The 24,344-nt window shown below is 51.3% G+C and carries 21 protein-coding genes; 12 read left to right on the top strand and 9 right to left on the bottom strand.

Going from position 1 to position 24,344, the window contains the following annotated elements:
- Positions 1-32 precede the first annotated feature (32 nt).
- From sthA to ACJJIF_RS06495, 5 genes are all read left to right on the top strand, one after another.
- Positions 33-1,430: a Si-specific NAD(P)(+) transhydrogenase gene (gene sthA, locus ACJJIF_RS06515; protein ID WP_444931427.1), complete on the top strand. Its 1,398-nt coding sequence runs from the start codon at positions 33-35 to the stop codon at positions 1,428-1,430.
- The gene (locus ACJJIF_RS06510; RefSeq protein WP_444931426.1) at positions 1,427-1,891 is read left to right on the top strand and encodes a thioesterase family protein; all 465 of its coding nucleotides are present in this window, start codon (positions 1,427-1,429) and stop codon (positions 1,889-1,891) included. The genes sthA and ACJJIF_RS06510 overlap by 4 nt, the downstream gene beginning before the upstream one ends.
- A 93-nt stretch (positions 1,892-1,984) precedes the next feature.
- Positions 1,985-2,635 carry a LysE family translocator gene (locus ACJJIF_RS06505; protein WP_444931425.1) on the top strand — a complete coding sequence of 217 codons (651 nt, stop codon included), beginning with the start codon at positions 1,985-1,987 and terminating at the stop codon, positions 2,633-2,635.
- A 1,242-nt stretch (positions 2,636-3,877) separates the two neighbouring features.
- Positions 3,878-4,579 (top strand): YopT-type cysteine protease domain-containing protein, encoded by a 702-nt coding sequence (locus tag ACJJIF_RS06500; protein ID WP_444931424.1) that lies wholly within the window; start codon positions 3,878-3,880, stop codon positions 4,577-4,579.
- Between the two features lie 683 nt (positions 4,580-5,262).
- Positions 5,263-6,846, top strand: coding sequence for a bifunctional AfsR/SARP family transcriptional regulator/alpha/beta hydrolase (locus tag ACJJIF_RS06495; protein WP_444931423.1), 1,584 nt, complete (start codon positions 5,263-5,265; stop codon positions 6,844-6,846).
- Positions 6,847-6,981: 135 nt separating this feature from the next.
- Here ACJJIF_RS06495 and ACJJIF_RS06490 read toward each other — a convergent pair whose 3' ends face one another.
- Complete coding sequence (locus ACJJIF_RS06490) at positions 6,982-7,317, bottom strand: hypothetical protein (protein WP_444931422.1); 336 nt, start codon at positions 7,315-7,317, stop codon at positions 6,982-6,984.
- A gap of 1,268 nt (positions 7,318-8,585) precedes the next feature.
- On the opposite strand from ACJJIF_RS06490, the gene ACJJIF_RS06485 reads away from it, so the two are divergent.
- From ACJJIF_RS06485 to ACJJIF_RS06475, 3 genes are all read left to right on the top strand, one after another.
- Positions 8,586-9,512, top strand: a complete 927-nt coding sequence (locus ACJJIF_RS06485; protein ID WP_444931421.1) for a helix-turn-helix transcriptional regulator — start codon at positions 8,586-8,588, stop codon at positions 9,510-9,512.
- Positions 9,513-9,616: 104 nt separating this feature from the next.
- Positions 9,617-10,072 carry a GyrI-like domain-containing protein gene (locus tag ACJJIF_RS06480; protein ID WP_444931420.1) on the top strand — a complete coding sequence of 152 codons (456 nt, stop codon included), beginning with the start codon at positions 9,617-9,619 and terminating at the stop codon, positions 10,070-10,072.
- Positions 10,073-10,940: 868 nt separating this feature from the next.
- Positions 10,941-12,620 carry an NAD-dependent malic enzyme gene (locus ACJJIF_RS06475; RefSeq protein WP_444931419.1) on the top strand — a complete coding sequence of 560 codons (1,680 nt, stop codon included), beginning with the start codon at positions 10,941-10,943 and terminating at the stop codon, positions 12,618-12,620.
- 47 nt (positions 12,621-12,667) lie between these two features.
- Here the strand turns inward: ACJJIF_RS06475 and ACJJIF_RS06470 are convergent, their stop codons facing one another.
- The 3 genes from ACJJIF_RS06470 to ACJJIF_RS06460 all read right to left on the bottom strand — a co-directional run bounded on the left by ACJJIF_RS06470 (position 12,668) and on the right by ACJJIF_RS06460 (position 15,650).
- Positions 12,668-13,972 (bottom strand): patatin-like phospholipase family protein, encoded by a 1,305-nt coding sequence (locus tag ACJJIF_RS06470; protein WP_444931418.1) that lies wholly within the window; start codon positions 13,970-13,972, stop codon positions 12,668-12,670.
- A 1,028-nt stretch (positions 13,973-15,000) separates the two neighbouring features.
- The gene (locus ACJJIF_RS06465) at positions 15,001-15,276 is read right to left on the bottom strand and encodes a YecA/YgfB family protein (RefSeq protein WP_444931417.1); all 276 of its coding nucleotides are present in this window, start codon (positions 15,274-15,276) and stop codon (positions 15,001-15,003) included.
- Positions 15,277-15,377: 101 nt separating this feature from the next.
- The gene (locus ACJJIF_RS06460; protein ID WP_444931416.1) at positions 15,378-15,650 is read right to left on the bottom strand and encodes a hypothetical protein; all 273 of its coding nucleotides are present in this window, start codon (positions 15,648-15,650) and stop codon (positions 15,378-15,380) included.
- Between the two features lie 137 nt (positions 15,651-15,787).
- Here ACJJIF_RS06460 and ACJJIF_RS06455 point away from each other — a divergent pair, with 137 nt between their 5' ends.
- Positions 15,788-16,294 (top strand): hypothetical protein, encoded by a 507-nt coding sequence (locus ACJJIF_RS06455; RefSeq protein WP_444931415.1) that lies wholly within the window; start codon positions 15,788-15,790, stop codon positions 16,292-16,294.
- A 52-nt stretch (positions 16,295-16,346) separates the two neighbouring features.
- On the opposite strand, the gene ACJJIF_RS06450 is transcribed toward ACJJIF_RS06455, so the two are convergent.
- The 4 genes from ACJJIF_RS06450 to ACJJIF_RS06435 form a co-directional block, all read right to left on the bottom strand.
- Positions 16,347-17,087, bottom strand: a complete 741-nt coding sequence (locus tag ACJJIF_RS06450) for a siderophore-interacting protein (protein ID WP_444931414.1) — start codon at positions 17,085-17,087, stop codon at positions 16,347-16,349.
- Between the two features lie 5 nt (positions 17,088-17,092).
- Positions 17,093-17,542 (bottom strand): MarR family winged helix-turn-helix transcriptional regulator, encoded by a 450-nt coding sequence (locus ACJJIF_RS06445; RefSeq protein ID WP_444931413.1) that lies wholly within the window; start codon positions 17,540-17,542, stop codon positions 17,093-17,095.
- 296 nt (positions 17,543-17,838) lie between these two features.
- Positions 17,839-18,342: a transcription elongation factor GreB gene (gene greB / locus ACJJIF_RS06440; protein WP_444931412.1), complete on the bottom strand. Its 504-nt coding sequence runs from the start codon at positions 18,340-18,342 to the stop codon at positions 17,839-17,841.
- A gap of 30 nt (positions 18,343-18,372) precedes the next feature.
- Positions 18,373-20,319, bottom strand: a complete 1,947-nt coding sequence (locus tag ACJJIF_RS06435) for a S9 family peptidase (protein ID WP_444931411.1) — start codon at positions 20,317-20,319, stop codon at positions 18,373-18,375.
- A 266-nt stretch (positions 20,320-20,585) separates the two neighbouring features.
- On the opposite strand from ACJJIF_RS06435, the gene ACJJIF_RS06430 reads away from it, so the two are divergent.
- From ACJJIF_RS06430 to ACJJIF_RS06420, 3 genes are all read left to right on the top strand, one after another.
- A complete protein-coding gene (locus ACJJIF_RS06430; protein ID WP_444931410.1) occupies positions 20,586-21,440 on the top strand; it encodes a beta-keto acid cleavage family enzyme in 855 nt (284 codons plus the stop codon).
- 361 nt (positions 21,441-21,801) lie between these two features.
- The gene (locus ACJJIF_RS06425; RefSeq protein ID WP_444931409.1) at positions 21,802-21,996 is read left to right on the top strand and encodes a hypothetical protein; all 195 of its coding nucleotides are present in this window, start codon (positions 21,802-21,804) and stop codon (positions 21,994-21,996) included.
- A 293-nt stretch (positions 21,997-22,289) separates the two neighbouring features.
- A complete protein-coding gene (locus ACJJIF_RS06420) occupies positions 22,290-23,756 on the top strand; it encodes an alanine/glycine:cation symporter family protein (RefSeq protein WP_444931408.1) in 1,467 nt (488 codons plus the stop codon).
- A gap of 89 nt (positions 23,757-23,845) precedes the next feature.
- Here the strand turns inward: ACJJIF_RS06420 and ACJJIF_RS06415 are convergent, their stop codons facing one another.
- Positions 23,846-24,256, bottom strand: coding sequence for a SirB2 family protein (locus ACJJIF_RS06415; protein ID WP_444931407.1), 411 nt, complete (start codon positions 24,254-24,256; stop codon positions 23,846-23,848).
- Positions 24,257-24,344 lie beyond the last annotated feature (88 nt).

The following is a 24,344-nucleotide window of genomic DNA, read 5'->3' as shown; positions in this document are numbered from 1 at the left end:
ACTCCGTTTGGAAAATAGAATTAGAGCATTTAATGGCAGAGCAAAAGTTTGACCTGGTAGTAATTGGTTCTGGCCCGGCTGGAGAAGCCGCCGCAATGAGCGCCGCAAAAAAAGGTATGCGTGTTGCGGTAATTGAAAAGCGCCAAGTGGTTGGCGGTAACTGTACCCACAAAGGTACTATCCCCTCCAAGGCACTGCGCCACTCTGTCAAACAGTTGATGCGTTACAACACTCAGAGCGTTTTTCGCGCATTGGGTGAACCCCGTCGCCTTACTTTCCCCCAGGTAATGCAGACGGTGAATAAAGTCATTTCCTATCAGGTGGAAATGCACACGTCTTTTTACGCTCGCAATCGGGTTGAGCTGATCGTTGGGGATGCGGAATTCCGCGATGAGCACACCGTTGAGGTGTTGATGCCCGATGGTGCCGCAGAAACGGTTACCGCGAAGAAGTTTGTTATCGCTACCGGCTCGCGTCCCTACCGCCCCGCCGATGTGGACTTTGACCACGAGCGCGTTTACGACAGCGATATGATCCTGGATATGCAGCACACCCCGCACTCCATTATGATCTATGGCGCCGGTGTGATTGGCTGTGAATACGCCTCTATCTTTGCCGGCCTCGGCGTTAAGGTGGATTTGATCAATACCCGCAATAGCCTGCTGGAATTCCTCGACGATGAGATTTCCGATGCGCTGAGCTACCACCTGCGCGATATGGGGGTCACAGTTCGCCACCAGGAAGAGTACGCGCGGGTGCTGCCCAACGATCAGGGCGTCATTATGGAGATGCAATCCGGCAAGCGCATTCATGCGGATGCACTGCTCTGGTGTAATGGCCGCACTGGCAATACCAGCGGCTTGGGCCTGGATAATGTCGGCCTGGAGGCCAATCACCGCGGTCAGCTGAGTGTCGATGATCACTACTGCACCGAAGTGGAAAATATCTACGCAGTGGGCGATGTGATTGGCTGGCCCAGTCTTGCCAGCGCCTCATATGACCAGGGGCGCGCCGTCGCCGCAGCAATTGCCGGCCGTGGCCATCGAGTAATTGAGGATGCGCCTACCGGGATTTATACCCTTCCAGAAATCTCCTCAGTGGGTAAAACCGAGTCTGAGTTGACTGCGGCCAAAGTGCCCTATGAAGTGGGGCGCGCACTGTTCAAGCACACTGCGCGAGCGCAAATTTCTGGTGAGCGCGTGGGGATGCTCAAGATACTGTTCCATATTGAGACCCATGAGATTCTCGGTATTCACTGCTTTGGCGCCGAGGCTGCCGAGATTGTGCATATTGGCCAGGCCATCATGAAGCAGCCGGCACCGAATAATTCGATCGATTATTTCGTTAACACGACTTTTAACTATCCCACCATGGCGGAGGCATACCGCAGCGCCGCACTGGATGGGCTGAACCGGGTTGCCCGCCTATGACAGAACCCTCACCCAGTGAGTTTCAGGCACTAGTCAGGGAATTTTTTGAACAGATCCCTTTCAATCAGCAAATTGGACTTGAGATGCGCGACCTGGACCTGGAGGCGCTCACGCTCTCAGCCGGTTTTACGCTCACGCCACAGCTGATTGGCAATGTGTGGAAGAAAATCCTGCACGGTGGCGTAATCGCCACCGCCCTGGATACGGTTGGTGGTTTGACCGCAATGGTCGCCGCCTACCAGCATCTGGGAGATGTCCACTGGAAAGAAAAAGTGGATCGTCTGTTAAAGCTGGGTACGGTCGATATGCGTGTCGACTACCTGAAACCGGGCAGGGGAGAGCACTTTCTCTGCCATGGCTCAATTCTGCGCACCGGTAATAAGCTGGTTGTGACAAGGATGGAATTGAGCAACGACAAGGATGAGTTGATTGCTACTGGCACCGCAACCTACCTGTATTGAGCTAGACCGAGTCAGCCTTTGGCTCGGTTACTCCCTAGATGTACCCCCTAGATGTACCCCCTAGATGTACCCCTATCCACTGGCTTTTTTAAGGTGTTTATTGTTATGAGTGAAATTCTTGCATTTGCCGCAGTCTCCCTTTTGTTAGTAATTTCCCCGGGGCCGAACAGTGTCCTCATTGTTAAAACGGTGGCCGATAAGGGGCTGAGGTCGGGAGTGGAAAATATTCTGGGACTAGTTTCGGCAACGTTTGCCCACGGCGCCATCTCAATTCTGGGTTTATCGGCGATCATCCTACAGTCGGCTGAGCTTTATACTCTGATCAAATATCTCGGGGCTGCCTACTTGGCCTATTTGGGCGTAAAAACGATAGTGGCTACTTTCTCGAGGCCTTCCGCTCACAGGGCTGCCGATAGATTACAGCCCAGCGCAAAAGCACCTGGCGATACGTGCCGAAATTTTGCCGAGGGTTTCCTGACCCAGATTCTGAACCCGAAAGTATCGATGTTTTACCTTGCCGCCTTCCCACAGTTTATCTCGCTAGGTAGTGCTAGCTACTATGAAGCTTTCTTGCTGGTCTCGATTCACGCATCCATAATCTTTCTGTGGTTCTTGGGGGTTGCGATTATGCTGTCGCAATGGCGAGCGGTTTCTGTAGGCGGAATGATACAGAAATGGATTCAACGTTTTAGCGGCAGCGTATTGCTTGGCTTTGCCGCTCTAGTGGTTCGCCAGGACGCTTAAGCCTGGGCCGTGCCCTTCAAATATTGCCTCCATATGCCAATATTTGAAGGGTGCATTGTTCAACCGAATTTCTAATAGACTGGGCATTTGCTCCAAACCTGCTCTTAACTGTTCTAATCTTGCTGCTTTTGTCGGTATATATTCCTTTCTTTTGCGCTTGAGGGTATATCTTTTCCTGTCTTTTGGTCGCGCCATCGTGCCCCGTACAAGGTTTAAGGAGCCTCTGAACAATTCCGTGATGCCTCTGGCTTACAGAGCGCTTCACAATCAAGGCGCGGCTTCGCAGGAATGTCTAGACCTTTCAAGAAGTCGCAACGCGGAGTGTGAATCGCTCTGTAAGCCCCGAAGGGCGGGCCTTGAAGGCCACAGCTGCTGCGTTGCAGCTCTTGCAAAGGACTAGGGCCATTCGCGGCGAACTGCGCCTAACATCTGTAGCCTTCAAGACCCGCAGAGGTATTACGGAATTGTTCAGAGGCTCCTTAATAAGAGCCTATCGATTGAATCCTGTTTGTTGATGGTGGCTTATCAATTGTAAATATAAGCTTAACTATTAGTTTAGTTTAACTTTAATTAGATTTCCGTACTGGGAAGTTTATTTAATATCTATTTGGGAGGGGTGTATAAAAGATCTGGTTATCGAGGGTGTAGGCTTTTGAGTAGTGGCAATTATTTTATGTTTTATTTGCCTGATGGTGACATTGGTCACTTATCGTGGACTTGTGATCTGCAAAAATATAGCATGTTTACAGTTTATATTATTAAGTGTTTTTACATGAGTGGCCAAACCTAAGCTTGCCTTCAAGATTTATAGTTTTATAAGAGTGGGTTGGTGCGCTTATTTTTATAGCGATTGATTTGCTGTGGTTTTTAGCTTAGTGCGGGGCCTGTAAATTTTTTGTGGCATTGTTTTAAATAATAATTTACACGCTGTTTGCATAAGTGCCGGGCAGTAAAAAGCCAGATTTTGGTTGCGATGTGAGGATGACAAAATGCCAATTTTCCCAGCTGTTGATGTAGGTGCCTCTAATATGGGCGGGGTTTTAACCTGGAAGTTTAGTCAAGCGGCTTATTCGAAAGTTACCAAAAAGCATCCCCACACAAAGAGGGCTGTGCCCCATTAGGTGAGATGTTTAAAAATTTTGATGGCGGACTTTTGCAAAGATAAGTAATTGTGTTATTTGTGCTGAGGCCAAATAGTATAAAAAATACCGAGAAGATCGGTTGTAATGTGAGGATACAAATATGCCGGGTTTGTTTAACAGTGACAGTGGCGCATCAGGTATGGGCGGGCAGCTGACCTGGGGGTTCAAGCAGGGAAGTTATTCAAAAGTTACTAAAAAGCACCCTTATTCGAAGGATGGAATCTGTGAGGCTTTGTCCGTTAGTTGGATTACTAAGGCGCTTCAGTCTGGTCTTCGAGATGCACTATCGACCGGTGGCAATATTGATGAGACAAAGATAGCGACTGTCGCCCAGCGTTTTGCTTCCATGTATCGATTTAAGTATAAAAATGGTACGGAGGGACGCTTCAGTACATCCTATGAGATGATGGCGGAAACTAAAAAATACTTGGCATCTCAAGGTTTTCTTTCTTTGGGAACGACAGGTAATAGCATAGTGCTAAGAGACAAAAATCCTTCACTGGATGATCAATTTGCAGATTCTTTTGGTGGTCTTGAAGCTAAGGATTACTTTTCCAAACAGTCCGGTACGCTTTACTGTATGTTGAGAACGGCGGGAACTGGCTGGGGCCACGCAATGGCATTTCGTATCGAGCCATCGGCGGATAAGGTGAGTTACTTTTTCGACCCGAATAAAGGCGAGTTTAAGTTCTTTAAATATGCTCAGTTCAGAAAATGGTATGAAAGTTTTCACCGTAGCACCAAGTTGTACCGGAGTTCACGGGCACTCGGATTTGAAGTTTTTCTGCATAAAGATCGTTAATTTTGCTCAAATAGATTTTTGCTGAGCGGTTAAAGCTCTCAAATTCTGATTGAGAGGGGGCCGGCCTGCCGATTTGCAAGAGATTCGGTGGTCCAGCCCCTTTTGTGCTTAACGGATGAGCCATAAGTTTTTCCTTATAAAATTTCAGGCCGATTTCGAATGGTGGGTAGTGGAGCTGCGCCGCCCTGAGGCCCGGATGTGACTCCTGCCACCTTTTAGACAGCCCGCTGCAATTCCCCTCCTGCTGACTAATCTTGCAATTTTAGTCTCGCCTTGGCGCCGCGCTGTACCTGTTACTCCCTGGCTTTGCCACCCAGTTATTGAGCGTTGGGCCCCGTTATAGCGAAGTAGGGCGTCTATTGTTCAAGTGCTTCACATCTGTAATGTATGGTGTTTGCAGCTATTCGGTATCCTTGAGAAGATTGCCGGAATCTTTCTTGGGCGCTAGGGAGCCCCTGAATAATTCCGCAGTATCTCTGCGGACTTTGAGAGTTGTAGGTGTCGGGCATAGATCGCCGGCTTGCAAGAGCGGCAATGCAGCAGCTATGGCCCTCAGAGTGCCTTCATTCTGCGCCGCGAAGCCGCGCCTTGATTGAGAGCCGCCCTGAAAGCCAGGGGCATCGCAGAACTACTCAGAGGCTCCCTAGAAGATATCTTATTTTTCAGGGGTAAATAATTCATTCATGGGTATTTCAGTTCAGATGCTGGGCGATTTTCTAGTCACTCGTGATGGCAGTCCGGTCAATCTACCGCCCTCTAAAATAACCCGAGCCCTTTTGGCTTTCCTGTTGTTGGCGGCGAGGCCCCACCGGCGGGATCGCCTGTGTGAAATATTTTGGGAGCTGCCAGATGATCCGCGCGCATCACTGCGCTGGTCTTTGAGCAAAATTCGATCGATAGTCAACGACTCGGACAAGGAGCGTCTAATAGCCGACAGAGAGCGTGTCAGTATGGATACGGAAGATGTCGCTATTGATATTGCCCAAATCGCTTTAACCCTTGATTCCCCCAAGGTGCTGGCATCGGAGCTGGAGGCTATCTACCGACAACTGCAAGAGCCTTTCCTCGATGGTGTCGACCTCCCCGACCAGGAGCTTTTCCAGCAGTGGCTATTGTCGGAGCGCCAGGAAATCGTTCAGCTGCGCGGCAAGGTATTGTCACGCCTGGCATCCCACCCCTGGGTTTCTCTACCGGATCAGCTGGTTTGGGCTCGCCGCTGGGAAGAGTTGGAGCCCTTTAACCCAAATGCTGCGACGCAGTTACTGCAGGTGATGGCATCACTGGGGATGGATAGTGAAATAGAGCACGAGCGTTCAAGGCTTGCGAATCGTTTCCGTAAGGCGGGTATTGCGTGGTCACCCAGCAAGCTGGGGGAGCCAGAGGTGCAAGAGGTTGTTGATGATCGGGCGAGGGGGCGAAAACTGCTAACCCAGCAAAAGGTTGAATTTTGCACAGCAGATGACGGCGTGCGCATTGCCTATGCCAAGATGGGGGAGGGGCTTCCGATCGTCAAGGCGGCCAACTGGCTGAGTCATCTGGAGCATGATTGGGATTCCCCCATATGGAGCCCTTTATTTCGGGAGCTTTCCGTCGATCATCAGTTTATTCGCTACGATGAGCGCGGCAACGGCCTTTCAGACTGGGAGGTCGACAATATTTCATTTGAGTCGTTTGTGACAGATCTGGAGACTGTGGTTGATGCCTGCGGGGTCGACAACTTTACGCTGTTGGGGATATCACAGGGAGCGGCTGTCTCTATTGAGTATGCGGTAAGGCACCCCAGCCGAGTCAGGCAGCTGATTTTGTTTGGCGGCTATCACGCGGGTTGGCGAATCGGTGCGAGTGAAGCTACGGTTAGAGAGCGTGAAGCGGTAATGACTCTGACAGAGACGGGCTGGGGGCAGGATAACCCGGCTTATCGCCAGATTTTTTCTTCGACATTTATGCCAAGTGCAAATGCCAGCGAGCTGGCATGGTTTAATGAGTTTCAGCGGCTGACAACTTCCCCTGAAAATGCTGTCCGTTTTCTCTCGGTTTTCGGCAGCATTGATGTGAGGGAAAAGCTTAAAGAGGTTACAGTGCCCACCTTGGTGATTCACTCACTGGGGGATCAGCGAATTCCAGTTCAAACTGGTTGTGAAATTGCTTCGGCAATACCGGGGGCTCGATTTGTCGGCCTCAATAGTGACGGGCATTTACTTTTGGGGCGGGAGCCGGCCTCGCAGGTATTTGTCGAGGAAGTCCGCCAATTTATTTCCAGATACTAAGGAGTCTCTGGGTAATTCCACAATCTCTCTGTGGCCTTCCAGGTCCGCTCTGCGGGGGCTTTTACGCTGATAGGGGTGTTAGTGCCGGTGGCGCCAAATGGCTGCCACCTGGGGATAAAGCCGCTTTGAGGTCAGCTAGAGGTAAACAGCCAGCTCTTTGGCGGAAAGATAGCGAATAGAAGCTGCTGGAAATTTACGAATGATATCGAGGGCGGCGGAGCGGGCAGCGGCCTCATCGGCGTATATATTGGGTAACTTGACATTGGAAGCTGTTCTGCCCGATACATAGCGCATTACCACGATATATCGCCCTTTCCATTTACCCCAAAAAACATCATTGGGGGCGCTGTCTACTGAGGATTGCTCAGGAGGAGACTCCTTTTCTTCCTTGGGCTTAAGCTCCAATTCCGCTTCTTGCTCCCACATAAGTTGAGCAAGCCGATTTAATTCTTTAGAGTAACTTGTTGACATAAATCTCAAAGGCTTAAGAGTTTATAGGTTTAAAGCGTCCTACTGATTGCTCATACTGATAAATTCAATGGCTAGCAGAAAAGATCTTAATAAATACTAGCTTATAATTGCTATATGGACATTTAACTGATGCACTTCAAAGTTGAATGCAGGATTTGAATATATCCACTGGCATAGGCTTTATGTAAATCTTCTCTCTATTTATCAATAAATATTCCGCCTGGCTCCAAAGCACTTGATTGGTGCAAAAATGTGTCCCGATGGAGTAGGGCAGTTTCCATGTGAGTTATTTTGTCATATTTTAGGAGAAAATCATACCTGGTACAAAGTAAATGTTCATCGGCTTTATAAATTGATTATTTTATGATCGAAGCTACCCTTGAAATCTAGTGGTATTACTTGCATAGATGATTCAAATAAAAGTATTTAACCGGGCAACTTGTTTAGGCCTTTTTTACTTTATTGGCGACAGTAAGAGTGTGCTGTTCTAAGGAGCCTCCAAATAACTCTGTAATACCTCTGCGGGATACGGCTACAGATATTGGGCGCCGTACTTTTGCAGGAGCGGTAATGCGGCAGCTGCGGCCTTCGAGGCCCGCCCTGCGGGGCCTTCAGGGCAATTTACACTCGGTGTGGCGACTTTTATTTTCCTACAAAACCGCGCCTTGACTGTGAGTTGTTCATAGCCTTGCTAAAGCCCCCTAGGTTCTTTTACCGTAAAATTACCGGTGAAGAGTTTCAGGATTGTATCGCTGTGATTTTTCATATGGCGACAGCTTTAATTGGTTGCCAGCGAGTGTCGCTTGCATTGCCAATCTGGGTAGTATGCAGAGGCTCCTTAATTAAATTAATTGTGTAAATAAGTGTAAAGGCTATATCAGTGAGCGGTTTGGCTTCAGTCAATGCTAAATAGATAGATTGTATTGCCGGCCGTATAGAGACCTCTGCGCGCTTGGTAAGTCGCGCTAGCGATATCCTGGAATGCCATTATTCACAAATATAATCCCCGCCCCTTGGTGTGCTCGGTTTAATATTCTCTCTTTATGGTTAATCTGGCACTTTTGTTCCATAAATTTTTATAAAAAATTTCATGGTATTGGTTGTTCAAATGATGCTTCAAACGCTCAGTTCAACGGTTGTGGCTTCTAATAGCTGAAGCCGGGAGTCGCTTGTAGCTTCCGGTGATCAAACTTCCAGAAAAGCACCCTCTCAATAGTGCCAAATGGAAGCTTAAAGGAATATTGGTGTAAATTTGAGCGGTGAACCTCATGATTGCCTCCTATCAAAAGGACTTGCAAAGGAATTTAGACAGCCCCCTAAGGCAAAAAGCTTCCTTTGCGGGCCAGGACTCAGCTGAACTATTTCAGTTTCAAAAGATACGGGTTAAGCCGGGTGAAGTGACGCCATGTGAACTTCTGTCTGAATTTAACCTTTTTATGGTGGTTGACGGCGTAGCCGCTATCAATTGCGGCACCTGTGAGTTTCATATTGCTTCAGGGCAGGTTTGGCTGGCGGGCGCGGTCGATGGTCTTGAAGTGAGTAATCTGTTTTCTGGCAGGGAACTGCTGATTATCTGTGCCAGTATAGGTTCAGCCATGCTGACCCGGTTTTACGAGCGGCATAGTCAAGTATTGATAAGGGCAAAAAATACCCAGGCGGCTTTACCCCGTGTAGAGGCCTCACACAATAGCGCCCCCTTTATTTTTCCGGAGTGTGATTTGACACGTCTTACTCTGGATTCACTGGATGCCTTTAGCGAGTTAAACGATGACAGCCTGAATAGCTTAAAGCTGGAGGAGTTACTTCTTTTAAAGCTGAAGGGCGGGTGTGGTTGTCGCCTGGCTGAAGAACTGCTTCGCCAAATCAATCCGGCCAATGAGCGCTTTCGCCGATTTATGGAGGCAAATGTGACTCAGCACTGGTCTGTGGCAGACTATGCCAAGCAGATAGGTATGAGCCTGACGTCATTTAAAAACAGGTTTAGCCGAGTATTTAAAGCGGAATCGCCAAAAGCCTGGATCAATGAGCGGAGGCTGCAGCACGCTGATATTCAGTTGAGAACTACCCACAAGCGCCTGGTGGATATAGCGCTGGATAGCGGCTTTTCCAGTCAATCCTATTTTACCCAGCGGTATAAATCGATGTATGGATACCCGCCCTCAGAGGCCAGGCAGAAGCCCTTGGGCGCTGTTTGAGTGAGTGCCTGTATGTGCTTGTGCGTGTAGACGCCTGGCCAGCTTCTCGGGAGTTGTTATAGTATTCGGCTCCCTGCAAATAATTATATAAATGGTCGGTAAATATGGATGTCAGAGAATTAGAGCGCTTGGATTTGGTGGGCCTTTGCACCCGCACTAAGAATACCAATGAGGCCGATCCGGATAAGGCAAGAATAGCGCCACTGTGGGATCGGTTTGGCGCGGAGGCTGCACCGAAGTTGAGAGGTAATCCAAAGGTATTTGGGGTTTACGCCAATTATGAATCGGATCATAGCGGCTTTTTTGATGTCTATGCCTGTTCTGATAGTTTGTCTGAAGATATGTCTGAGGCGTTTAAGCCCATTCAAATACAGTCTGGTCAATACTTAATATTTTCCGCTAAAGGGGATATGCCCCAAGTTGCGATCGATTTGTGGGGCAAAGTCTGGGAGTATTTTGCTGCGGAGCACTGTCCCCATCAGCGCGCATTCACCACCGATTTTGAACAGTATGTCGGCGGCAATGAAATTCAGATCGCTATTGCGATCAAATCGTCATAGGGCGAATCGATACCCGCGCTCCCCATGTCCCCATGCCCCCCCAACGTGTTTTTTGACACGGACTGATTTGATTCAGGCGCTGTGGGCAAGGGGATCAGTGGGGCTGGATTTCAACCTTATATTACCTCTATTCCCGGGGCTGCCAGCCGCCGGCTATATCTATCAGGTTGCAGCTACAGAGCTTTAGGGAGCCTCGCTATTAAAGGGGGCTGGATGCTATCTGGGATTGAGCTGATCCCCCCGGTGCCGTCTGAGTAATCTGTCAGCCAATATTGGCGATAAGGCTGGTTGGGTTGGCAATCTAGGGGGGGGGCAATCCACTGTCAGGGTGACAGTGCTTCCAGGCTTGCCTCTATCGGTGTTATCGGCAAGAAAGAAACCCTCTTGGTTATCTCGCAGTGGCAGTCCGGCCACTATGGTCAGGTATATCGCCAAAATAGACATCGCTGGCAGTGGGTTTATCACAATTCTGGCGGGTCTCCCGCTCCGTTAAGATCGCAAGCAGCGCGCACTGAGTGGCTTTTGCTTCTTCTACTTGTCGTTCTTGCTTCTTGATTTGGGCCCCTTAATTCTGCTGAGTGTATGGATGGCGGCACTATATTCTCGCCGTGAAGCGGCCGCGCTTTAGCTTAAAAAAAATCGCAACAAGGGAAAGCTAAATTACAGCTAGCCTAGTTGGGCGGCCCGATTAAATCGAAAATTGGCTCGCACCGGGGGCCTTGTTATCTATAGGTACAATAGATAGGCTTCCGGCCCCAGTTGAGTTGGCACATCTATGCAACCTCAAGAACAAGTTTGACTGATTCAGTCACATTGAAAGATAGCTACGCAATAATCATCGCTTCGAGCGATAGGCAAAAGCAGGCATATGAGTAACAAAGAAAAGCGTCCACTGTACATTCCCCATGCAGGTCCCTCCCTACTGGAAATGCCACTGCTCAACAAAGGCAGTGCATTTAGCTTAAAAGAGCGTCTCGAATTTAATTTGGCCGGCCTTTTGCCAAATACGGTTGAGACGATTGAGGAGCAGGCCAGGCGCGCTTACCACCAATATCAGCAGTGTAAGACCGGCCTGGAAAAACATATTTATCTCAGGGGAATTCAGGACGACAACGAGACGTTGTTTTTCTACTTAATTGAGCACCATATCGAGGAGATGCTGCCGATTATCTACACCCCTACGGTGGGTGCAGCCTGTGAAGAGTTCTCCAGTATTTATCGCAATCACCGAGGACTGTTTATCTCCTATCCCGACCGGGATCATATTGACGATATTCTGCGCAGCGCTACGAAAGAGAACGTTAAAGTGATCGTGGTGACCGACGGTGAGCGGATTCTCGGACTGGGGGATCAGGGCATCGGCGGTATGGGTATCCCTATTGGCAAGCTCTCCCTGTATACGGCCTGCGGAGGCATCAGCCCGGCCTACACCCTGCCGGTGACGCTGGATGTGGGGACGAATAACCGCACACTGCTAAGCGATCCTATGTATATGGGCTGGCGCCACGAGCGCATCTCCCAGGAGGAGTACGATGAGTTCCTGGAGCAGTTTATTGAAGCGGTAAAACGGCGCTGGCCCAAGGTGCTGGTACAGTTTGAGGACTTTGCGCAAACCAATGCCATGCCGCTGTTGCAACGCTACCGGAACCAGCTGTGCTGTTTTAACGATGATATTCAGGGCACCGCCTCTGTGGCCCTGGGCACTATCCTGGCGGCCTGTAAAACCTGGCAGGAAACCATCACCGCGCAGAGAGTGGTGATTGTGGGGGCCGGTTCAGCGGGCTGCGGTATTGCCGAGCAAATCGTCAGTGCGAAAGTACAGGCTGGCCTTGCCGATGCGGAGGCGCGCGCGCAGATCTTTATGTTCGATCGTTACGGGCTCGTGACTGCCGATATGAAAGGCCTGCACGATTTCCAGGCGGCCCTGGCCCAGGACCCGAGCAAGTACGAAGGGGTTTCCGATTGGGATCTTGAGACGCTGATCGGCAATGTGGGGCCGAGTATTCTGATCGGTGTATCCGGGCAGGGGGGCTTGTTTACCCAGCCGGTGATCGAAGCGCTGCACAAAGGGCACCGCCGCCCCTTGGTGATGCCGCTGTCCAACCCCACTTCCCGTGCAGAGGCGACCCCCGCAGAAATATTCAGCTGGACCCGAGGCGAGGCCCTGGTGGCCACTGGCAGCCCCTTCGCAGCGGTGGAGCTGAATGGCCACCACTACGCGGTAGCGCAGTGTAACAATGTCTATATTTTCCCGGGTATTGGCCTCGGTGTGATTGCCTCCGGTGCCTCCAAGGTGACCGATGGTATGTTGATGGCGGCATCGAATGCTTTGGCTGAGCAGGCGCCAGTGGTAAAAGAGGGCGAGGGTGCTCTGTTGCCGCACCTCAATGATATCCGCGAAGTAAGCTTGCATATCGCCAGGGCAGTTGCCGCCCAGGCGCAGCTGGATGGTGTTGCCCCCAAGGTAAGTGGTGAGCAGTTGGAGCGTTTGCTAGAGCGTAACTTCTGGCGCGCGGATTACCGCTCTTACCGCCGTCGCTCTTTCTAAGGCAACGGCAATACAAGGCCCGGTGCGACTATGGCGCCGGGCTGTTGTTAAGCCAGTTTTTCGCCGGCATAAAAGGCGTCGGGTTGACGCAGTACCAAATAATCCTCCCAGTGAAACTCCTGGCTCAAAAACTCGATAGCCGCATTGACGCCGGATAGGAACAGGTGTTCGCAGTGGTGATCGGGCATGGAAAAATCCAGCCAGTGGGGGGCCTCTCCCGTTGCGGTGGACTTTATTGGGATCTCCTTAACCAGCGCGTGGTACTCCGCATTGAGACTGGCGCGTACATGGTTGTCGAGCATATTGCGGCAGGTGCTGACCAGCCCCATGGTAAACCTGCCCACCTTATCGGACTTGGGCTGGTACAGGTCTACTTCCAATTTAATGCCAAAAGTCGGCAACTTCGGGGTGCCTACGGATTTGTGGAAGATGTCAAAGGGGAAGTTGGAAACAAGGCCCCCGTCGACAAATTCAATATCCCTGGGGAAACCGTTGCGAAAGAAGCGCTTGGGATCGCCGATGCCCTTAATGCTGCGCCAGTTCTCGGCGACAGCGTTGTTCTCACTGAGCTGGGGAATGTCCTTTACCACGTAAGGTTTAAAAAAACCGGGCACCGACATAGAGGCGCGGACAAATTCAGCGGGGTTTACCGCGTTTGGATTGTCGAAATACAGTGGCGCCTTGGCCGGAAATACCGCGCGGGTCTCCGTGGTGATATCCGCTGCAACCAGGGCAACTTCGCCGTAACCAATCTGGTTGTCCGGCTTGCCACGGTGCAGGAGCGGCGGGAACTGGTTAACTCTCTGATTGAGTTGTGCGGTGTTGGTGATGCCCAGCTGCTTCAGTTCTTGTTGCAGCCACTGGGTAAAGGTGTCTCCCGGATTTAACCCCTTGTGCTTGAGTAGGTGTCGCAAGGTGCGCATGGAATCCAGGGGGTGTAAAGCTACACTGCCGAGCAGGCCTCTGCCTTTGAGCAGCCGTTGCACGGTTTTTCGCGCATAGCGCTCACCGTCTTCAAAACTGGCAAAGTTGGCACCGGCGAGGATATCCAGGAGTCTTTCGCTCTTGCTGGCGCTGGGGGTGCCGGCGGCGGCGAGAAATAGGGCGTTGATGGCACCGGCCGAAGTTCCGGCTATTTTGCGGAAGCGAATGCCCGCCTTTTCCAGTATGTAGGTATATCCCACCAGGGCGATACCCAGCATACCGCCGCCCTCCATCACAACATCGACATATTGCCGCCCCTGACTGTCCTGTACATCACTGAATACTTTTCCTTCAATAGTGGATTTAGATGCTTGCCAGCGTGCATCCGCCTTGGTGATAGCGTCTTCAACCCAGGGTGATTTTTGCATGTCGACTTTCCGTAATATGGCAGCGGTTTATCCGTAGACAGCTTATCAAAGCTTATCGATTGGTTGCTGAAACAGGCAGGGTATCATCCAGAGTCAAATTCGCCATAGTATCCAGCTCGTTTTTCGTATTTTCCCACTGGGGCATCACTTAATTCATCAAGCGATAAAAGCGCCCACTGTGGTTATGTTCGGCGATATGGCCGAGTTTGTACAAAATGATATCAACACATTGGCGCAGTGCCTTAATCAGGGGGGGGATAATACGCCCCTGTGCTGAATCGCTACCCTTTAGCACTAAAATTGCAGGTTCGCTTATCCAGTGATCGCTATCACATTTTTGTGGATGTCATTTGCCCCTGGCGTCCATAGCGAGCCTCGTGGCTTTGGCTGAAGGAAAGACCTGTCTAGATTACACCGTGGCCCGACTGGGAATTTACGCAGCGTACTTTCTCTGGAGGTAAATATTTAACGCGATCCGCTCCTGCGGATTTTGAGGTGAGGTGAAATTTCCTAAGGGCGGTAAGTTCTATCTCGGCAGTTAGCATACAGAGATTTTGCCCCTCTCTTTAACATACAGCATGATTTTACTGTGGGGCGTAACATGCAAGAGTTGCCAGCACGGTATAGCAATTGATGTGCCTGATAGGGGCTCAAGGGGCTGATGATAATAGTTTGTATCCCGGCTCTATACGCATGCAAGTAGTAAGACAATTTTTGCTCTAAAAAGGCTCTGTGAGTTACCCCTGCTAATTAAAAAAATTATAAATGGCACTTTGGGGTAGAGAGTGGGGAAATCGATGCGGGAGTCTCTTCATAGGTTGTTAACGACTTCCAGCGACGTTCAGAATATCCCAATGCGGTTGTGTTTTTGAAAACTAAGTCCGAGATGCAGATATTTTGCAGATATCAGTATGTATGGAGAAATTTCACCGGGAAATATTTTGTAGTTTGGGTCACTGAGTGAGTATAGCGGGGCTCGATAAACCGATGATTTGAGAATAGATCAAGAAACAAGCGCTGGATGCGCGTCACCAGGAGCAGCTGCTGGGGGGAACCATCTCCGGGCCCGACACCCGGGCGGTCAGGGGAGCATCCAGCTCGCAAATATCCAGTACCGAGCCGTTACTACCATACTCGTGCATTACATCATCAATAAATTCCAGATCGGCTTCAGTGATGGGGGTATCGAGGTCGATTGTTTCGCTAAAATTTATGGAAGTTCCTCTACCTGGAGCCGGCGCTCGGCGGTGACAGTACCAAAGGCCTGTCAAAACTGAATCAATAAGGCCTTTGCGCCTGGGCATAAGTGCTGCCGGGCTTGCTCTATAGAGGCGCAAAAACGGATTGCCGCGCTGTAGCAGACCTTATTTAACGTCTACTTTCTGCTTTGATCCGCTGAATAATTTCACCCTTGTAACGAGGTGTCTGGAGGTATGCGGCAGCCATAGTGGATCGGCATCCAGCCCAGGTAGGTGTGGGCATTTTCGTAGTGGTCGATTCCCACTTCCCAGGCCGAATCCAGATTGCCATCGATCGACGGTGTGGATTTCCAGATGACGCGCACATAGCCACGCTTGGTTGCTTCATATTTTCCCGGTAGGCGCTCGTGGCAACTAATCCATTGGGGGAGTTCTGGAGGGGGAGCTTTTTTTCTGTAAGAGAGGATGTTATTAATCAACAGATTACTCCTTGTAAAAAATACGGTCTTTATTGGAGCTTTCCCGGTCAGGTTGCAAGTTGACCAGATAATTATAGTTGCTATTTATTCGCTCTGCGGGCTGAGAAACTCCGCTATTGGGGCGAGGAAAAGACGGTTTGCTTTTTGCACTGTTATGGGTCGGTGTCAGTTCGACAAGTGCGGCGTTCGCTGAGGTTTCAGAGGGCAGCTTATCCAGCAACCCTTTTGTTTGCTGTGCGGCAGTTGTGGATGATGACAACCCCGTCAATAACTTTGCCGACTCGGCGATGCCCCAAGAGATTGTCGATGGGATTCGCAAGACGGCCAGTCTCAGTGCAGGGGCCCTGGAAGACTGGGTGGCGCTGTATGGGGGGAGAGGTATGTGCCTGTTTTATGGGGCTAACCTTCCCTGTGCAGAAAAGGCCAATACAAGTCGGCAGCCGAGTAGCGCTATGATCTCCTTCTGCAAGGATAATCCGGATTCTGAGATGATTCCTGCGGTGGTGACTGGTCGAGCTTCTGTGTATGAGTGGCACTGTAGCCAGGACTCGCCGGCAATCGTCCGGCAGGTCTCTAAACCCGATGCGCGGGGCTATTTATCCAATGATTGGTATCGGTTGGAGAGCCCCGTTTCAGCTGAGTAGTGGTCGCTGGCAATAGCGTGGCGGTCTGTTGCCAGTGATCCGAGGGCGCTCTTTATTCTGCCAGCTGCTCGTTGTCCAGGCGTTTGGCCAGTTTATGACCTTCGTCAGTTTGCCCTAATTTCCAGTAACTGGATATATAAATATGGGTTTTGGGGATGGCCTTTTCCCGCTTAAAAAATTGTCGCAGGGTGCGCATACTGTCGAACTCACAGGCGCTCCACACAGACGCCTGCCCTTCCAGCCAGGGGAGCGAACGCAGTTTTTCTAGCAGGCGCTCTCCGGAGGGAAGCGGATTGACTACCCAGTGAATCTGTAGGTTTTCCGGGTGCTGCAGTTCCTGAATATCGGCTTCACTGGTGACTTCTATCAGTGCATAACCCTTTGCATCACGGGGCAGTTCGGCAAGATTTACGCTGATAGCGGGGAGTGCGGTCATATCCCCCAGCAGTAAAAACCAGTCTGCTTCGGGGTGGAGTAATTTTTTGGGGCCGGGGCCACGGGTTTGGATTTTATCGCCGGGCTGTGCATTGAGTGCCCAGCTTAAAGCGGGCCCTTGATGTTCGTGTAGGGCGAAATCGATATCAATTTCAGTATCCCGCTGATACCTGATGGTATAGCTGCGCAAAAGCGGACGCTCATTGTCAGCCTGTGGCAGTAGGAGTTTAACGTAGGCACTTTCCTGCTGGGGGGCGAGTGTTTTTAAATCATCGCCGCCCAAGGTAATGCGCAGCATATTGTCTGTAATTTGCGTCCTGCGAATAACGACTAATTCTCTGGTAACTTTTTCGGCCATAGGGCTTAGCTCCTTTCGTCAGGGGTGGCGTGCTCGGTCATATTGGCGACCATTACACGGGCAATACGGGCGAAGTTTTCGAGCTCTTCGGTGCTCAAGTTGCGGGTCATTAGCCTGGCGACTTCGGCTTCCTGCCTGCTCACTGTTTCCAGTGTGCTTATTCCGTCTGTAGTGAGTGTTAAAAACTGGCTGCGCCGGTCATCTGGGTTATCGCTCTTTTCGACCAGCCCGGAGTGCACCAGCTCATTGAGGATTCGTGTAATTTGACCTTTATCCAGCTGCATCCGCTGGGCAATTGAGCGGGCCGTGCTCATTGGAAACTTGTACACCCCTTTAAGCACCCGAATATGGCTTACCGGTAGGCCAATCTGCTGCGCCTGCATACCCGCTCGCAGGCGCCGTTTGTAGGCGTGGATAAGCTGGTGGAGGGATTCATTGATTGCGATGTCGTTCATGGCGCCATGCTAACTGGTTGATAGTGTCAACTTTATTGATACTGGTTGACTCTGTCAACCAGTTCTGCCGGCCTGGAGGCCGGGCTGTCTTTGGGGGAAGGGGGAGAGAGTCGATATTTTGCGGTGTAGCGTAAAAAGCCTGCGCCACAGGGCTAGGTTTATGCAGGCTTTAACGGCCACCTCCAGCAAATGCTTTTCTTGAAAAAGAAAAAGCCGTACTGGAGGTCGCTTGGGGGGAGGGGGTGATAGTTTCACCTGGCGGTAAGAGATGTCTGACTTTACAGATCTAAAGTTTATTACCGCTCCTCGTAACGAATGTCAGTAATATAAAAAGTCTGCCACTTTTCCCCCTGGCGGATATCCACCTCATCGTCGAGTTTGCGTCCCAGCAGTGCGCGGGCAACGGGGGAATCCATCGAGATCAGGCCTGCTTTTACCTCGAACTCATCGGGGCCGACGATACGATAGCAAACACTCTCCCCCTCATCGTCTTCAAGCGTTACCCAGGCGCCAAAAAACACCTTGTCCTTGTCGTCGGGTATCCGATCTACCACGGTAATCTCTTCCAGGCGCTTGGTGAGAAAGCGTACACGGCTGTCGATTTCCCGCAGCCTTTTTTTACCGTAGATATAGTCGGCATTTTCCGAGCGGTCCCCCAGTTTGGCGGCGTCACTGACCGCTTGGGTTACCCGGGGGCGCTCCTCCTCCCAGAGATGTTTAACTTCGGCGCGCATACGTTGCGCGCCCTCAGCGGTAATGTAGCGGGAGCCGCGCGGGCGCGGCGGTCTCCATCTTCCCATACTTACTTAAACTCTTTATAAACGGCTTGATTATAGGTTTTCGATAGTAATGCCCGGCCCGGGCTCAGCGAGCGGAAAATTAAATATACGGCTATAAAATTCCAGCTCCCCCTCCAGAGCCAATTTAATGCTATCGCCACTGCGGAAGCCGTGCCCTTCGCTGGCAAAGGTAATATAGGATACGGGAATTCCGCGCTTGCGCAGGGCTGCAACCATAGTTTCAGCTTGATTGGGGGGGACAACCTTGTCTTCCATGCCCTGGAAAAAAATTACCGGGCAGCTCAATTTTTCCACATCGTTGATGGGAGAGCGCTGATGGTAGATTTTTTCCGCAGAGGGCCAGGGACCTACCAGCTTGTCCAGATAGCGGGACTCGAATTTGTGGGTGTCTTTAGCGAGGCTGCTCAACTCCCCGATACCATAGTGGCTGGCACCGGCCTTGAAGGTGTTGTGATAAGTCAGCGCCGCCAAAACGGTGTAGCCGCCGGCGCTACCGCCTTTAATCAGTAATCGATCGGGGTCGGCGAGACCGCCTTCAACCAGGTACTCGGCGCCAGCGCAGACATCCTCAACATCGTAGATGCCCCATTTATTCGCCAGGCGATCGCGGTATTCGCGGCCATAGCCAGTGCTGCCGGAGTAGTTGACATCCAGGATGGCGAAGCCCCGGCTGGTCCAGTATTGAACCTTCAGGTTGAGACCCGCCGAGGTAGCGCCGGTGGGGCCGCCGTGGCTAAAAACAATAAGCGGTGGCTTGTCGCCAGCGGGCGCCTTGAAGCTGGGGTTGTGGGGCGGATAGTAAAAGCCGTGTACACTGCGCTCGCCCGCAGTAAAGGTAACCGCCTGCGCAACAGAAAACAGCTCGGCCGGCAGTGAGCGGCTGTTGCTGCTGGCAATTTGTTCTGTTGTGCCGCTGCTGAGGTCAAAGGCGGTGACGGCGGGAAAGCTCTCTGCGCCGGCGGCGATCATTACTGCGCGGCCATTTTCACAGTGCAGGCTCTCGATATCGCAATAGGGTTGGGAGAGGGTTTTATGTTCCCCGCTTTGCATGTTCACCATACCGAGGTGCCAGCAACCGTTTTGGGTATAGGTGCAGAGAATATCTTTGGCGCTGATAAAGCCGTAAGTGGACATGCCAAACACCCACTGCGGCGTGGCGAATTCTGCCTCCTTTTTCCACAGTGGCTCGTCTTGCCCCAGTTTGTACAGATTCCACCAGTTGTTGCGATCGGAGACGTAGCAGAGTTCGCCCAGGGGAGACCACTGGGGTTGGAAGATCGACTCGTTTTCGCCGCCGGCAACCTGAGTGATTTCTTCGGCATCCCCCTGTGGATTGAGTTTGGCAATACAAAGTTCTGTGGCGTCCCAGGGGAGGTTGGGGTGGTGCCAGCGCAGGAACGCCAGCTGATCGCCGGCCGGATTCAAGCTTGGGTTTGAATAAAAGTCGGCCCCTTCCTGTAGGGTTTTGGCGGGCTGGGCCAGTGGGTCGTCTAAGTCTATCGCGATAATACGGGCCCGAGGTTCCTCTCCCTGCGTATCTTCACTGGCGTCCTCTTCGACACAAATAAGACGATTGCGCAGGGGATCGATGATCAGGTCGGCGTAGCGGGAGTTCTTTTCCGCTGTGATTGCCTCAGGGATCGCACTGTCGAGTTTCATGCGGTAGATACGCTGATCTTCTGCCAACACAAAATAGACGCTATCCGCGTGCACCAGGCAGCTGCCACCACCGTATTCATGAGCTTTACTGCGCACAGCGATGGGGGCGGGGGTGAGGTCTCTGCGCCCATTTTGCGGGCAGTATTGCACCAGTACATTTCTTCCCTTTTCAGAGGGGCGCGATTCCAGCCAGTAATAGCGCCCATCGACCAAGCTGGCTTCTGCCAGGCGAACGCTGCCCTCGACCAGGAGATCTGCACTGATCGCAGATTTCCAGCTGCCGTAGGGGGCGGTGGTTGGAGTGATCGTCTCGCTCATGAGGTACTTACTTCCTTATTGGGTTTTCCGCATTCTGCCGAGATGAATCTGCGGAAACAAGGCGCCTTTCTAAGGTGGGGGCCCTGTGGTAGTCTGATGAAACCAAGCAAGCGCTTGGTGCTGTATTTTGTCGATGTACTATCCAGAAGCGGCCCCCCTATTTTCTCTGGTGTTTTATCGCCAGCGGACTCTACCGGAGCTGTGGGAGCACGCTGGATAGCCCTGTAAACAGCGGCCTTAACAAAGATAATTTAGGAGAGCCAGCGATGTCCGATGAAGTAGTGATTACCTGCGCCCTGACCGGTGTGCTTACCAATCCCCAGCAGCACCCGGTGCCTGTGACCCCCAGGGAAATGGCAGGCTCGGCCCGCGAAGCCTATGACGCTGGGGCTTCGGTTATGCATGTTCACTTTCGCGCCCAAGAGGAGAATAGGGGCCATTTGCCCACCTGGGACCCGCAAGTGGCGTTAGAGATTGCCGATGCAATTCGCGATAAGTGCCCCGGGGTTATTTTAAATTTTTCCACGGGCACTATCGGGCGGGATCAGGAGGGGCCGTTGAGTTGTGTGCGCGCGGGTAGGCCGGAAATTGCCGCCTGCAATGCCGGCAGCCTGAATTATTTGAAAGCCCGCTCTAACGGCACCTGGGCCTGGCCGCCAATGGTCTTTGATAATCCGGTCGACAAAGTGGAAGAGCTGCTGGCGGTGTGCCGGGAGACGGGCACCCGCCCGGAGTTTGAGTGCTTTGATATCGGTATTGTCCGCTCGGTGGGAATGTATGCAGATGTAGGGATGGTGGATAGGCCCAACTACAACCTGGTGATGGGCGTGGCCTCAGGTATGCCTGCCGATCCCGAGTTACTGGAAATTATCCCCAAATATATGAAGCCCGGTAGCTTGTGGCAGAGTACGGTGATTGGTCGTGAGGAGATCTGGCCGGTGCATCGTAAAACGGCGGAGCTGGGAGGGCATTTGCGCAGTGGGGTTGAAGATACCTTCTATTTGCCCAGCGGCGCACGCGCTTCAGGCAATGGCCAGTTGATTGAAGCGTTGGCGGGGATGGCGGAGGAGTGCGGCCGCAAAGTGGTATCCCCGGATCGGGCGCGGGAGATTTTTTGTTAAAGATAGTGCTGTCTTTATAGGGGCGCCGGGGGGTGGGGCCGAGCTATTGTTTGATTTTTTTATTGGAATGGCTTGAGTTTCCCCAAGCTTTATTTTCTGGGGCCTCTGAGTAATTTTGTAATGTCTTTGGTTTTTAGAGTAAGTTGCAATTAGGGTGCGGCGTTGCAGGAGTGTCTAAATTTTTCAAGAGCTCGCAATACAGGGAGTGAGTTGCTCTGTAGGCCGGATCTTGAAAGGCACCGTTGTCGCGTTACAGTCTTGCAAAGGGCTTAAGACAGGCACCACTAGGAAGTGCTGGATTAAGAGAAGCAAACGAGTTCATTTTCACTTTATTCCGATCGGTTCATCTTGGCTGAATCTGATGGAAATATTTTTTCGGTTACTCACAGAGAAGCAGTTGCGCCGAGGGGTATTCACCTCAGTTAAGGAGTTGGAAACGACTATCGTGCAATTTATTGAAATATATGGTGAGGCCAAGAAACCTCTTGTGTGGGCGAAATCTGCCGAAGGGATTTTAGTGAAGGTGGAGCGTGCGCGCCAAGCACTCTCAAATTAGAAGTCTATTTAATACAGTACACTAGTATTTTCTCATAGCTCCCCTATTCGAGCTTGAGGCCGTTCACGGCGCATTGTGCTTGGCATCTACAGCCTTCAATAGTTATAGAGATATTCGTATTTATCCGAGACTCCTCAACGCTGGTGCTATTACAGCGTCAACGCTATCGATCCTGATATAGGATGAAAGACCTATTGTCAGCTTTAAATGCATCTGAGAAAGGTCTGCTAGTCTTACTACCAATCAACCAACCAGCCGTGTTTATAAGGATAAGCCGCCATTTGGAGTGAGCAATGCAAGGGCTTTTAGATTTCCTCATTACCTTGATTGAGTGGGCCGATTCGCTCGTGTGGGGGGGAATCGGGGGAATCTGGTGGCTTGGTATCCTGATTTTGGGGTTGCTGCCGGCGGGGCTCTACTTTTCTATTCGTAGCCGCTTTATACAGTTTCGCCACTTTGGCCATATGGTCGGCGTGATGGTCCGTGGTGTTCACAAGGAGAATGAAAACTCGGTGACTGCCTTCCAGGCATTTGCCACCAGTGCTGCGGCAAGGATCGGTACTGGAAATATTGCCGGTGTGGCGGTGGCCATAACAGCCGGTGGAGCCGGGGCGGTGTTTTGGATGTGGCTGGTGGCTCTGCTGGGGATGGCGACCAGTCTGGTAGAAAATACCCTGGCGCAAATCTACAAGGAGCGCGGCGATGCCCCTGGTACATTTCGCGGGGGGCCGGCCTATTATATCGAGAAGGGGCTGGGGCGTCAGTGGAAGTGGTTATCCCTGGTCTTTTCGATATTCCTGATGATTTGTTATGGCTTTACCTTTAATGCCGTACAGTCAAATACTATGGCGGTTGCGCTAAATAGCGCCTGGGGCATCAGCCCACTTTGGGTTGGTTTTATTGTGGCGCTGGTTGCCGGCGTGATTGTCTTTGGGGGGATTCGCTCCATTGCCCGTTTCGCGGGTATCGTGGTTCCGGTTATGGCGATCGGCTATCTATTGGTCGCCTTTTACGTTTTGTTGACCAATATTACTGAGTTGCCGCGTGTGCTAGAGGAGATACTGGCGAGCGCCTTTGGTTTTCAGGAGGTGGGTGCTGGGGCTTTTGGTGCAGTTGTAGCGAATGGCATTAGGCGTGGACTTTTCTCTAATGAGGCGGGACTGGGCTCTTCACCCAATGTGGCTGCGGTTGCCGATGTAAAGCATCCGCTGGTGCAGGGGTATGTTCAAATGGCCTCGGTATTTCTCGATACCATTATTATCTGTACTTCCACAGCCGCCATTATATTGGTGGCCGATATTTTTATGGAGGGGAATATGGAAGGCGTTGAGCTAGTCCAGGATGCTCTGGCTAGTGAGGTGGGGGCTTGGGGTAGTAGTTTTATCGCGATTTCACTGATATTTTTTGCGTTTACTTCAATTATTGGGAATTATTATTACGGCGAAACCAATATTTATTATTTGTACCACACTCGCTTATCGATTTTATGCTATCGAATATTATTTTTAATGTTTGTCCTTTTTGGGGCCTGGGTCGCCGATACTGGTAGCGTTGAAAATTTTGCTCTGCTATGGAGCATGGCAGATGTCTCTATGGGGGTTATGGCATCGGCGAACCTGTTAGCTATTATCCTGTTGTCGGGTGTCGCTTTTAAAGTGCTGGCGGATTACGAAAACCAGCTGTCTTCTGGGGTGCGTGAGCCGGTGTTTGATGCGAGTAAATACACTATAAAAGGCATTGAGCGCGATGTTTGGGGTTGAGGTTGGGATTGAAACGCGCGATCTAAGCGCGGCGGGGCGTCGCCGTCTAGCGGTAGGAACCCCCGCCCTTTAGGGCGGGGGAGGGGATGTCAAAAGCTGGGTTTGTGTAGGGCCAGATAAAAAATAGCGATAACTTGCAGGAACGCAAGTACACAGGCCGTTATCCTGATCGGCTTGGAAAAACTGGGGCGCAGGGCAAAGACGCCGGCAATGATATAGCCAAATACCAGGGCCACTTTTACGGCCAGCCAGTGCGAGGTGCCGGGGTTCCAGCTGCCCAGGATTACCAGTCCGACCGCCGCAGATAACAGCAGGGTGTCATTGAGGTGTGGTACCCAGCGCAGGGGGCCGTTGCGCCAGCCTGTGTTGTGGCTGAATTCCAGCCCGATCCTGAGAGTAAACAGCAGGATACTGAGGGCTGCGGCGGTGATGTGGAGGTGCTTTACGAGTACATAATCAATCATGGTGATGATCTGGCTGTATTTTGATTTTGCCTTCACCCCAATGGGAAGGCTCCCTAACCGTCAAAGCATAACGATTTGCTGCGCTTGGATGCAATATGGAAAACTGGGGAGCCTTTGAATGATC

It is taken from the genome of Microbulbifer regidiadema (SeqCode), assembly GCF_052467605.1.
This window is presented reverse-complemented; position numbering and strand designations above follow the sequence as displayed.